Annotated in this window: 11 protein-coding genes and 1 pseudogene; 4 read left to right on the forward strand and 8 right to left on the reverse strand. The window is 61.6% G+C overall.

All coding sequences use genetic code 11. The features are described from left to right. Positions 1–424: pseudogene (locus E5W70_RS21130) on the forward strand (ATP-dependent helicase); the annotation flags it as partial. 77 nt (positions 425–501) lie between these two features. Here E5W70_RS21130 and E5W70_RS21135 read toward each other — a convergent pair. Further along, a complete protein-coding gene (locus E5W70_RS21135) occupies positions 502–2,505 on the reverse strand; it encodes a BTAD domain-containing putative transcriptional regulator (protein WP_292661902.1) in 2,004 nt (667 codons plus the stop codon). Between the two features lie 253 nt (positions 2,506–2,758). Here E5W70_RS21135 and E5W70_RS21140 point away from each other — a divergent pair, with 253 nt between their 5' ends. After that, a complete protein-coding gene (locus E5W70_RS21140; RefSeq protein WP_292661930.1) occupies positions 2,759–2,923 on the forward strand; it encodes a DUF1127 domain-containing protein in 165 nt (54 codons plus the stop codon). A 26-nt stretch (positions 2,924–2,949) separates the two neighbouring features. Here E5W70_RS21140 and E5W70_RS21145 read toward each other — a convergent pair whose 3' ends face one another. Beyond that, the gene (locus tag E5W70_RS21145) at positions 2,950–3,843 is read right to left on the reverse strand and encodes a LysR family transcriptional regulator (RefSeq protein WP_292661905.1); all 894 of its coding nucleotides are present in this window, start codon (positions 3,841–3,843) and stop codon (positions 2,950–2,952) included. A 119-nt stretch (positions 3,844–3,962) separates the two neighbouring features. Here E5W70_RS21145 and E5W70_RS21150 point away from each other — a divergent pair, with 119 nt between their 5' ends. Continuing rightward, positions 3,963–4,847, forward strand: a complete 885-nt coding sequence (locus tag E5W70_RS21150) for an NmrA family NAD(P)-binding protein (RefSeq protein WP_292661907.1) — start codon at positions 3,963–3,965, stop codon at positions 4,845–4,847. 45 nt (positions 4,848–4,892) lie between these two features. Continuing rightward, positions 4,893–5,165, forward strand: coding sequence for a DUF2798 domain-containing protein (locus tag E5W70_RS21155; protein ID WP_023679921.1), 273 nt, complete (start codon positions 4,893–4,895; stop codon positions 5,163–5,165). A gap of 112 nt (positions 5,166–5,277) precedes the next feature. Here the strand turns inward: E5W70_RS21155 and E5W70_RS21160 are convergent, their stop codons facing one another. From E5W70_RS21160 to E5W70_RS21185, 6 genes are all read right to left on the reverse strand, one after another. After that, entirely contained in the window at positions 5,278–5,925 is a 648-nt protein-coding gene (locus tag E5W70_RS21160) for an OmpA family protein (RefSeq protein ID WP_023679922.1), read from the reverse strand. 175 nt (positions 5,926–6,100) lie between these two features. Continuing rightward, complete coding sequence (locus E5W70_RS21165) at positions 6,101–6,469, reverse strand: GFA family protein (RefSeq protein WP_023679923.1); 369 nt, start codon at positions 6,467–6,469, stop codon at positions 6,101–6,103. A 184-nt stretch (positions 6,470–6,653) separates the two neighbouring features. Further along, a complete protein-coding gene (locus E5W70_RS21170; RefSeq protein ID WP_292661917.1) occupies positions 6,654–7,040 on the reverse strand; it encodes a hypothetical protein in 387 nt (128 codons plus the stop codon). Positions 7,041–7,510: 470 nt separating this feature from the next. Further along, a protein-coding gene (prfB, locus tag E5W70_RS21175) for a peptide chain release factor 2 (RefSeq protein ID WP_292661922.1) occupies positions 7,511–8,642 on the reverse strand; the annotation gives its coding sequence in 2 pieces (ribosomal slippage) (positions 7,511–8,575 and positions 8,577–8,642; 1,131 coding nt in all). A gap of 168 nt (positions 8,643–8,810) precedes the next feature. Then, positions 8,811–11,267, reverse strand: a complete 2,457-nt coding sequence (locus E5W70_RS21180; protein ID WP_292661925.1) for a penicillin-binding protein 1A — start codon at positions 11,265–11,267, stop codon at positions 8,811–8,813. A 214-nt stretch (positions 11,268–11,481) separates the two neighbouring features. Beyond that, the coding region (locus E5W70_RS21185) for an N-acetylmuramoyl-L-alanine amidase (protein ID WP_292661927.1) at positions 11,482–12,242 on the reverse strand (761 nt) is incomplete at its 5' end.

Here is a 12,242-nt window from a genome sequence, read left to right on the forward strand (position 1 = left end):
GGTCGTCGCCAGCGAGGGCGGCGAGGATGAGGCCCCGCGCCGTGGCCGTGGTGCGCCACGCCGCGCCGGCCGCAAGGACGACACCAAGGACAGGGGCGAGCGCAAACCGCGTGAACGCCATGCCAAACGTGGCGAGGAAGCTACGCCGGAAGCGGTGAGCGAGGAACAGCCGGTCGTGGCCGAAGTCGCCGACATCGACGAGCGGCGTACCCGCAAGGAGGCGATCCGCTCCGAAAACAGCGAGCGCCAGGCTTCGTCGGAACGCAAGGCTTCGCCCGATCGCAACGAACGGCGCGCGCCGGAACGCGGCGACACCAGGCCGCAGCGCGAGCGCCCTGCCCGCCAGCGCCAGGAAGACAATGACGCGACCGTCGGCTTCGGCGACGACATGCCAGCCTTCATGCGGATCGTCGCCAAGGTCTGAGACGGCGTTCGCGCGTACACCGACGCGCGAAGCACCGAAGCCGACATAGGACGGCCTCGCTTCAGGCTGAGATGGCGTTAGTCCGGCAGGCCCGCCTTGCGAAGGCCTTCGATATATCTGCTGCGATCGTCCGGTCGATAAAACGGCGGCAGCACCTCGGCGAGATTCGAAAGCCGCAGCGAGGGATCGACCTCGCAGACCCGGGCCATCATTTGCTGCGCGTCCGACAGGCGCCCCGCAAGGGCATGACTCGCCGCCACTACACGCATCGCGCTCACATAGTTCGGTTGGTACCGCAGCGACTTTCCCGCCCAAGCGACGGCGTCATCGTAGCGGCCGGCACAAAAATGAGCGAGTCCGGTGTTGAATTGCCAAGCGAACAGGCGTGGATCCAATGGGCTTAGGCGCATGGCAAGGGCGGCGTGCTCGACGGCCTTGCCTGGCTCGCCAAAGCAAGCCCTGACCCAGCTGCTTAGGCCCCACGCGGCCGCTAGATTCGGGTTGAGAACGAGCGCGCGATCGATGCAAGCCGCACTGTCGTCAAGGTCGCCACCTACGTAGCCGAGCACGTATCCACCGAAGGAAAGCACAATCGCATCGTCCCTTCCGAGTTCGACCGCTCTCCTGGCCAGTCGAGTAGCCTCGGCATTCTCTTTCGCGCGGTCGACCATCCAGCCGTTGCTTTTTCGGGTAGCGTAGCACCGCGCCGCCCGCGCATAGGCTGCGGCAAACTCCGGGTCACGGTCGATCGCCTTCATGAAGAGGCGCAAGGCATCGTCAATGGCCGATCTACTAGTGATCGTCCGGTCAAAGGCCGCCAGCCCGCGGAGATAGTAGTCATAGGCGTCGAGGCTTTCGGTCGGTTTGCGTTTGGCACGCTCGATCTCAGCCTCCTCCATTTTCGGTGTGATTGCGCCGACAATGCTCGAGGCGACCTGGTCCTGCAGATCGAAGACTTCGGCGAGCGCTCCGTCAAAACGGTCGGCCCAGAGATAGGCCCCTGTCGAGGTGTCGATGAGCTGCCCGGCGATGCGCAGGCGGTCGCCCGCCCGGCGAACACTTCCCTCGACCACATAGCGCACGCCGAGCTCACGCCCGACCTGCTTTATGTCTATGGATCGTCCCCTGTAGGTGAAGCTCGAATTCCGTGCGACCACGAACAGCTGACGAAAGTGAGCCAAGGCGGTGACGATGTCTTCCACCATGCCGTCGGCAAAATATTCCTGCTCGACATCACCGCTTAGATTCTGAAACGGCAGCACCGCAATTGATGGCTGGTCGTCGCGCCTCGTCGGGACTGCCCGAACCCGCGCCAGTGATGCGGCGCCAGAGCTTGGCTCCGGCCGCTGACGTTCACGGGACTGCAGAGAAGCCGCCAGTGAGTTTGTCTGCTCTTCAGGCTCGGCGTTCAGATGTTTTTTTAAAGCTGCCCGACACAGCTCGAACTGGCGCAAGGCCGCGTTTTCGTGACCTCGATGAGCGTGGATGCGGATCAGTGCCCGATGGGCTGCCTCCGCAGTCGGATCCGAGGCGAGCATTCTCTCCGCGAGCCCTTCGCAGGCCGTCTCTTCCGCTGAGCCGGGTGCGGGCAGCGCCAGGCTCAGCCGATCGACCAATTGCAGCGCCTTGCGCCGATACTTGCTCACATACGGTCCAAACCACTCGTCCAGTTCGTCAGGAATGGCTTGCCCGGCAAGCAACTCACCGCGGTAGAGATCGGCGGCGAAGGCGAGATCGGTGGTTCGGCCCTGCTCTAATTTCCGGGCGAAGATCGAGATGTCCGCCTCATCTGGACCGGCAATCGGCGCGACGGTTTCCTGGTCCCCATCGATGTAGACGGTTGCATCCGAGCTGGCCGGGAACGTGCGCCTGATGTCGACCAGCGCTTGCCGCAAACTATTGCGGGCCTGCCCGTTGCTTCGCCCTGGCCAAAAAGTTTCGGAAAGCTGCTCGCGACGATGGCCGCGGCGGCCTGCGAGAACCAGAGCAGCAAAAAGAAGCGAAGTCTTGCGTGTGGCGAACCGGACAGGCCGGTGCTCCGGGGAAGTAACCTCCAGGCCACCAAGCAACCGGATGCGCACAAATCCTCTCCAGACTTCGATCGCAGCGACAGAATACCATCTCGGTGGATCGATTTAACACCGATTTAACGGCGGATTGTCGGACTTCTCCCAGTTGTTCACGCACAGCCGAACAGCCTGAAAACGCCTGCGTGGCACGCTCCCATCCGCAAACTCGAAATGGGAGACCAAAACAATGGCTCACACGGAAACTCGCGCCGCCCGCAGCATGTCCAAACGCTTGCTTGGGTCTAGCCTGAAAAGCGCAGCAATGATGATTGCTGCCTTCACGGGATGGCGGCGGACCGTCGCAAGACGCAGGGCACTGGCAGATCTGACGACCGAACAGCTGAAGGACATCGGTCATTCGGGGGTCCATCAACCCGCACTCGACGCCGCCACGGCTGTTCTAATCACGAACTTGATGTCGATGAGGTAAGATCGGCGTTGAGTTTGGTCTAGGCCCTAAAGGTTCTTGAGCTCCAGGCGGGATGCCAGCAGGTCCAGAAAAGCGCGGACTTTGGCCGAGGATGATCTGCCATCCGGCCACACGGCGTGTATCGGCACCGGCACTGGCTCAAATTCGGTTAGAACCAATTCCAGGCGGCCATCGTCCACCGGGTGTTTTACCTGCCAAAGCGGCGAATAGCCCAAACCCAATCCGTGAACCGCGGCTGCATAGATCGATATCATCAAATTCGACCGGAAGGTGCCCGCGACCTTCACCGGCCGGGGCTTGCCTTCAATCTGAAACATCCATTCGCCTGGGCGGCCGTCGACAGTTCGCACGATGCATTCATGCTCACGCAATTCAAGCGGATGGGCCGGTCGGCCGTGTTGCTGGAAGTAGGCAGGTGCGCCGAACACGACGCGCCGCAGCGCCCCCAGGCGCTTCGCACGTAAATTGGAATCCGGCAAATTGCCGATCCTTACCGCCAGATCGAGACCCTCGGCATCAAGATCGACAAATTCATCGGAAAGCTGGAGGTCAACCTCGACCCGGGGATATGTCCGCATATAGTCGGCGATAACCGGCACGAGGAAGTCCGGGCCGAACAGAACCGGGGCACTCATGCGCAGGATGCCCGACGGCTCGGATCGTCGATTGGCCGCTTGAAGCCTGGCTTCGTTAATTTCCTCGACGGCGGGTTTGATGCGCTGGAAAAAGGCCGCTCCGGCTTCGCTCGGCGTCGAGCGGCGTGTCGTCCTGTGCAGGAGCTCGACCCCGATTGATTCCTCCAATGTCGCCAGAGACCGGCTGACCGACTGCAGCGAGCGGTTCAGCCGGCGTGCGGCAGCCGTCAGGCTGCCATGCTCGACAATGGCAATGAAGGCTTCTAAATCATCTATCCGGCTCATCGCGTATTTCTCCCGAAAATCGGGAGAAACTATCGCAAAATCGATCAATTGTAACGCAGTTCGCTAGATTTTATCATCCCTGCACAGGCCGAAGGCAGACTCGAGGGAAGGAGATCGTCATGCGAACACCCAGTCCAACCGTCCTGGTCGTAGGCGCCGCAGGCCGCGTTGCCGGTTTGGTGGTGCCTGAACTCGTCCGCCGCAATGCCAGGATTCGAGCGCTTGTTCGTGACGCCGAGGCTGCCGAAAAAGCCCGGAAAGCCGGCGCATCCGAGATCGCGATCGGTGATCTGCGCAACCATCAAAGCCTTGAACAGGCCGTCGAAGGTGTCGACGGTGTCTTCCACATCGGACCGGCCTTTGCTCCCGACGAAGCCGCCATGGGGGTTGCCATGGTTGAGGCGGCGGCGCGAGCAGATGTTCGAAAGTTCGTCTTTTCGTCGGTGATCCAGCCCACCAATACGAGGCTGGAAAACCATGCAAGCAAGGTACCCGTCGAAGCTGCCCTCTATTCGACGAACATGGAATACACCATTCTGCACCCGGCCAATTTCATGCAAAATATCGCGGCGGCCTGGCCGTCCGTCGTCGAGCACGGCGTTTTCGCCGAGCCGTTTCCAAAGACGGCAAAGCTCGCCCGCGTCGACTATCGCGATGTGGCTGAAGTGGCGGCGATCGCACTGACCGAAGCGCGTTTGTCCTATGCGACCCTCGAACTGTGCGCCGACGGTATGCACAGCCGCGAAGAGGTCGTCGCCATGATGAGTGAAGCGCTTGGCCGGCCGGTTTCGGCGGGCGAGCCGACATTTCAGGACTGGGCGGCGAAGGCCCGCCTTCCCTATACCGACCGCCAGTTGCAGATGCTGGCCAAAGTACACAGCCACTACGCCAAATACGGCCTCGGCGGGAACAGCCTGACGTTGCGCGCCGCGCTTGGCCGCGAGCCGCGTTCGCTGCGAAGCTTCATTCGGGAACTGGCGCTGCAGACGGCATATGCCGCCTGATCGTCCTCAGGACGCTTACGGACATTTTCTGATTGGGAGATTTCGATGCAAGCATCACCGGACCGAGCCTTCAAGTTGAGAAAGCTGCCACCCTCCTACGGCGCGGTGGTGATGCCGTTGGTTCTTTCGATTCTGATGTCCTCGATCGTCTCGGCGGTTTCGACGGCAATCGGCGCAGGCTGGACGAACGGGTTTATAGCGGCCTGGAGCTATGCATGGGGCGCTTCATGGCTTGTCGCGTTTCCCAGTCTGCTGATTGTGCTTCCGATCGTGCGCCGGATCGTTGCCGCGATTGTCGATCAGCCGGCCCGATCCTGACATCACGAACCCCGTCCTGACATCACGAACGAAGAGCGCCGGCGGCCGGCGGTCCGCCACAACCATTTAGAGCGGCCCCTTTGCGGGGCCGCTCCTGGTTCGTGCGCTTGCCTCAGGTGAGCGGCGACAGCTGGATCTCGACGCGGCGGTTCTGAGCCCGGCCGGCAGCGGTCGCGTTGGAGGCGATCGGACGCGTCTTGCCGAAGCCGGTGACGGCGAAGCGGCGGGAATCGACGCCCTGTCCGGACAGATAGTTGGCGACCGCCAAAGCGCGGCGCTGCGACAGGTCGAAATTGTGCTCGTCGCCGCCGGTCGAGTCGGTGTGGCCGAACACGTCGACCGTGGTCTGGCGGAATTTTTTCAGCACAAGGGCCACTGAATTCAGCACCGGATAGAAACCGGCCTTCACCGCATCCTGGTCGACATTGAAGGTGATGTCGGACGGCATATTGAGGATGATCTGGTCGCCGGTGCGGGTGACGCTGACGCCGGTGCCCTGAAGCTGCCGGCGCAGTTCGGCCTCGTTCTGGTCCATGGTGGCACCGATGGCACCACCGGCAAGCGCACCGATGCCCGCGCCGATCAGCGCGTTGCGGCGGTCGTTGCCGCCGGCAAGCATACCGAGCCCGGCACCCGCCAAAGCACCGAGACCGGCGCCGGCAGCGGTGTTGGAAACCTTCTGTTCCCCGGTGTAGGGATCGGTGGTGCATGCGCTCACGAGCACAGCCGTCGCCACGACGGCGAGCACAATCTTTTTCATATGGTGGTCCCTCTCCATTCCACGGCCGCGCAACGGCGCACCGCATCAGCCCTTCCAGCGACTTGTAACATGAAATGCGGCGAAAAGCGGACCAGCAAAAGCCGCTGCCGCGGCTTTCCCCGGCTCAATTCCACACGCCTGCAGCGGCTCGCGCGACCACCGCAATTCGACCCGGCTACCAGAGATTCTTGCCGTCAATGACCACCACTTCGACCTTGTCGAGATCGAAATCGTCGAACAGCCGCGAGTTCACGCTGATTTTCGGATTGTCGAAATTCGGCTCGCCTGTCGACCAGTCCGGCGTCTCTGTGAAGGTGCCGCAGCCGCAGGTGGCGCAAAAACCATGTTTTATGGTTTTCGATCCCCACTGGTAGAACGAAACATTCTCCGGCGGGCTGGTGAGTCTGAATTGCGATGGGGTGTAATAGGCCCACAACGAACCGCGTTTCGAACAGAAGGAACAGGTGCACCGGGTCACTGTCTGCGGCGCTTGCGAAACCTCGAACGTCGTCGCCTTGCAGTGGCAGCTTGCCTTGATGGTCATGAACCAGTCCCTCACAATGCCCGCCGCCCCTACGGCAAGGCACCATAAAGAAACGCTCCTGACAACTCCCCGTCAGCAGACCTGTGGGCCTGCGATGCGCAGGTTAATAGTGCTGGAGCGCGTAAATCCAATACCGCTGCACTCCCTCGGGTCAAGCCGTGGGCAAAACTTTGGGTGACATGCACTAATAGGACGAAGGTGGCACGAACAGGCAGATGGTCTTTCCGTCATTGGCGCCGGCGACGGAGCACCAATGATATTCGCCGTCGGGCGAATTCTTGATCCGCTTGTCGCTATAGGCCACGACTTCCCCGGTTCCTTTGATGACATAGCCCTCGGGACGTTCGCTGATCGACGTCTGAGAGACCTCGCGGCAATCATAGCCCGAGCAGCAGGAGAACGGGTAGCTCCAGCCTTGAGGCATGGCCGCGGTCGGCTTGGCATCATGCGCCAGAGCAGGCGCCGCGAATGGAATGGCGGCAGCTATCAAAACCACTGCCGCGACAAGTGAATTCAGGAGTCGGCGCGCCGCGCGGGCGATTGGGGCCGATCTGGGTGCGAGAGCAGGCATGAGCGCAGTTCCTATCAACGGTTGTCAAGCATTTCGCTTGCCCGTTCCCGGAACGTGTCTTCCCAGTGGCCGGATCGTCAGGTCGCAGATACGCCGCGTCCGGCCATAAATGCTTTTTCCTCCCCAGCGCATGAATGCTGGGCTGATTCGTTGGTTGGCGCAAGGAATTGCTGTTGCAACCGAACGCCGACCTCTGCAGTCAGAACCAACCTGCCGCCCTGATTGACGAAACGTGGTCAACCCCGGCAGCGGGATCGCCAATAACGGGATTTGGCTCGCGCTGGTTCCAGGCTTGGCACCGGCAGGCCCGAGGCATCCGCGTCAAAAGCGGAATTCGATTTTGAAAAACTCTACGAAAAACAAAGTTGTAGAACGACAGGTAAGTGCAAATTGAGAGCTCGTCACTCTCGCGCGATGGCCGTAACTCTCGCGTGATGAAACCAGGTACTGCCGGACTGGTGCCGTCAGCCTCAGTCGATATCGGCCACCGTTTCACCGGCGCCACCCTCGATCCGCTGCGAGAGTGAGGCTTCCATGAAATCGTCGAGGTCGCCGTCGAGCACGCTCGACGGGCTGGTGCTCTCGACACCGGTGCGCAAATCTTTCACCAGCTGATAGGGCTGCAGCACGTAGGACCGTATCTGGTGGCCCCAGCCGATATCGCTCTTCGACGCTTCCGTGGCGTTCGCCACCGCTTCGCGCTTCTTCAGCTCTTCCTCGTAAAGCCGCGAGCGCAGCATTTCCCAAGCCTTGGCCTTGTTCTTGTGCTGGGAGCGCTCCGCCTGGCAGGCGACCGCGATGCCGGTGGCGAGATGGGTTATGCGCACCGCCGAATCGGTGGTGTTGACGTGCTGGCCGCCCGATCCCGAAGAACGGTAAGTGTCGATACGGACGTCGGATTCGGAAACGTCGATCTCGATCGTATCGTCGATGACGGGATAGACCCAGACGCTGGCGAAGGAGGTGTGGCGGCGCGCATTGCTGTCATAGGGCGAAATCCGCACGAGACGATGCACGCCGGATTCCGTCTTCAGCCAGCCATAGGCGTTGTGGCCCTTGATCAGCAGCGTGGCGGACTTTATGCCGGCTTCTTCGCCGTCATGCACTTCCAGCACCTCGACCTTGAAGCGGCGGCGCTCGGCCCAGCGCGTATACATGCGCAGAAGCATCGAGGCCCAGTCCTGGCTTTCGGTGCCGCCGGCGCCGGCATGGACTTCCAGATAGCTATCGTTGGCGTCAGCCTCGCCCGACAGCAGCGTTTCGATCTGGCGCGCCTTGGCCTCGCCGCGCATCGAGCGGATCGCCGCTTCGGCCTCCGCGATGACGCCCTCGTCGCCCTCTTCCTCGCCAAGCTCAATCAGGCCGATATTGTCTTCCAGGGCCTGGGTGAGGCCTTTGACCGCGGCAATGCCTTCCTCGAGGCCCTGACGCTCGCGCATCAGCTTTTGCGCTTCCAGCGGCTCGTTCCAGAGGCTTGAATCCTCGGCACGGACATTCAGGTACTCAAGCCGCTTTATGGCTTGATCCCAGTCAAAGATGCCTCCTCAGCAGGGTGATCGCCTGCCTGATCTCGTCGACAATATTTTGCGTTTCCGCGCGCATGGCTGGCTGTTCTGTCCTGTTGCTGAATGGCGGTTTGGTGGCGCGATACATAGGGACGGCACGGTCTCCTGTAAAGCACCGGGCCCCTGTAAAGCGCCGGCCCCTGTAAAGCGAAGTGGGCCGTCTCGACCATGATCGTCAAGCCGGCCCGACCCGATGTAGCGATTGTCAGTAGAGCCCGCCGCCGCCCGACTGGATGGCCTGGTTGGCCTGCGGCGATAGCGCCCCGCCGGTGGCGTTGGAGCCGTCCGCACCCATGCCGATCACCCAATAGCTGTCGGCGGGACCGGTACCCGGCTTGAAGGCTTCGATGAAGGCTCCGGCGTCACCCGCATTAGCCCGCATGCCGGTCTTGCGATTGATCGCAATCAGCTTCATGCCTTCCGGAACCTTGAAGTCGACATTGGGCGTGCCGTCCAGCGCCACGCGCATGAAGTCCTTGAAGATCGGCGCGGCAAGGCCGCCGCCGGTCGCGCCCTTGCCAAGACCTTTCGGCTGATCGTAGCCCATATAGAGGCCGACAACGAGGTTCGGCGTAAAGCCGATGAACCAGGCATCCTTTTCGTCGTTGGTCGTTCCGGTCTTGCCGGCGATGTGACGGCCGAGTTCGTTGATGGTGGCGCCGGTACCGCGTTGCACGACGCCCTCCATCATCGATGTGATCTGGTAGGCGGTCATCGGATCGAGCACCTGCTCGGAATTGTCGACCAGCTCCGGCTCTGGCTGGTTCTGCCACTCTGCGGCGTTGCAGTTCGAGCAGCCGCGTTCGTCCTGTCTAAAGACGGTCTTGCCGTAGCGGTCCTGGATGCGGTCGATCAGCGACGGCTTGATCGACTTGCCGCCATTGGCCATGATCGAATAGGCCGACACCATACGCATCACCGTCGTCTCGCCTGATCCCAGCGCCATCGGCAGATACGGCGCCAGGTGGTCGTAGACGCCGAAACGCTCGGCATATTCTACGACCAGCTTCATGCCCATGTCGTTGGCAAGCCGCACCGTCATCAGGTTGCGCGATTTCTCGATACCGGAGCGCAAGGTCGCCGGGCCGGCCACCGTTCCGTCGTAATTCTTGGGCGTCCAGGTCGTGTTGCCGCTCTGGATGGTGATCGGCCCGTCCATGATCACGGAGGCGGGCGTATAGCCATTGTCGAGGGCGGCCGAATAGACGATCGGCTTGAACGACGACCCCGGCTGGCGCATGGCCTGCGTCGCCCGGTTGAACTCCGACTGCGCGTAGGAGAAACCGCCGACCATGGCCAGGACGCGTCCGGTATGTGGGTCCATGGCGATCAGCCCGCCCTCCACTTCGGGAACCTGGCGCAAGCTGTAGCTGTTGTCCGAGCCGTCGTTCTTCTGCACGAAAATCACGTCGCCCGGCTTCAGCACGTCGGCCGGCGACTTCGCCTTGACGGTCCTGCCGTCGACCACGTGGCGCATGGCGAAGCTCATGTCTTCCTTGCTGACAGTGCCTTCGACGCGGTCCTTGACGATTTCGCCGGAAATCTGGCGCGTCGGCTGCAGGCCGATGGACAGGCCTGTGGCCGAGCTGTCGAGCACGACGGCGAGCGACCATTCCGGCACGTCTTCCAATCGCTTGGCGTTGCCCAGCGGCACGCCCCAGTCGCCGGAAATGTCGATGCTCGTGACCGGCCCGCGGTAGCCGCGCAGTGTGTCGAACTTCATGAGACCGTTCTGCATGGCCTTGCGGGCAATCAGCTGCATCTTCGGATCGAGCGTCGTGCGGACGGAAAGGCCGCCCTCGTAGAGCGCATTCTCACCATAGCGCGCGATGATCTGGCGACGCACTTCCTCGGTGAAATACTCCCCGGCGAAGAGATAGTTGCCGGTGCGGCGCGGCGAGACGCCGAGCGGCTCGGCCTTGGCCTTCTCGCCTTCTTCATGCGTGACGTAACCGTTCTCGACCATCTGGTCGATGACCCAGTTGCGGCGCTCCAAGGCGCGATCGGCATGCTTGAAGGGATGATAGTTGTTCGGCCCCTTCGGCAGAGAGGCAAGATAGGCAGCCTCGGCCACGGTGAGCTCGTTCACCGATTTGTCGAAATAGGTGAGTGCAGCACCGGCGACGCCATAGGCGCCGAAACCGAAGAAAATCTCGTTGAGATAGAGCTCGAGAATGCGATCCTTCGAATAGGCCTGCTCGATGCGGAAGGCGAGGATCATCTCCTTGATCTTGCGCTCGTAGGTCTGGTCTGAAGACAACAGGAAGTTCTTCGCCACCTGCTGGGTAATCGTCGAGGCGCCGACCTGGCGCTTTCCCGAGCCAACATTCTGCAGGTTGACGACAATGGCGCGGCCAAGGCCGGTCACGTCGATGCCGGGATGATTGTAAAAGTTCTTGTCCTCGGCCGACAGGAAGGCCGCCTTGACACGATCCGGGATCGCCTGAATCGGCAGATAAAGCCGCCGCTCACGCGCATATTCGGCCATCAGCGCTCCATCCGACGCGTGGATGCGGGTCGTCACCGGCGGCTCATATTTGGCCAGCACCTCGTAATCGGGCAGGTCCTTCGACAAATGGCCGATATAGATCGCCACGCCCGCCGCGACCAAAAGGGCCAGCGTCGTGCCGATGCCGAAGAAATAGCCAATGAGACGAATCATACCCGCTCCAGTCCTTGGTTCGGGAATTTCCTAAACGAAGCCGCCCTTCACGCAAGCTTTCGGGACGATCCCAAACCATAATCGCAAAACCCATGTCGCGACCATGTGGGCAAAATACGGCAGCGTGGAATTTCGGTTTCGAATGCCGGAAATAAAAGCACAGGATGTTGTCGCCGTGCAACGCTGCTTCAGGTTGTGTGCGCCGGCGGGCATTTCAGCCTCCGGCCCCCGTTCCGCTCTTGGCCGAAGCAAACAGTGCAACGGCGTTGGTTATGCTCTGGGTCGCCTTGTTGCGCCAATCGGCGCTGAGCAACTGCGCTTCGTCCTTGGCGTTCGACAGATAGCCGAGTTCGACCAGCACGGATGGAACGTCCGGCGCCTTCAGCACCTTGAAGCCGGCAGAACGCTGCGGGTTGTTGATCAGGCCGACGCTGGTGGAAAGCTGGCCGACGAGAGTGTGCGCGAAGCTCATCGAAAAATTATGCGTCTCGCGGCGGATCAGGTCGATTAGGATATCGGTCACTTCCTTGCTGTCGTCCTTGATCTCCATGCCGGCGAACTGGTCGGAAAGATTTTCACGGTCGGCAAGCGCCTGCGCCTCGGGATCGGAAGCCTTGTCGGACACGGTGTAGACGGTTGCGCCGCGAATGCCCTTGAGGCTGATCGTGTCGGCATGGATCGAGATGAGCAGGTCGGCCTCGCGCTGGCGGGCAATACGCACGCGGTCGTCGAGCCGCAGGAACACATCGGTCTCACGCGTCAGGAACACGTCGTATTTGCCGCCGGCGGCGAGCTTGTCGCGCAGTTCCATGGCGAAGGCGAGCGTCACGTTCTTTTCGACCGTACCGTTCAGGCCCTCGGCACCGCCGTCGATGCCGCCATGGCCGGGATCGATGACGACGGTGAATCGATGGCCTGGATTGGAGACCGGCCCGGTACCGACCCTGCCGGCTTTGTCGGCGGAGATCGTCGAGC

Source organism: Mesorhizobium sp., assembly GCF_005063415.1.
In the GTDB taxonomy this organism is placed as follows: domain Bacteria; phylum Pseudomonadota; class Alphaproteobacteria; order Rhizobiales; family Rhizobiaceae; genus Mesorhizobium.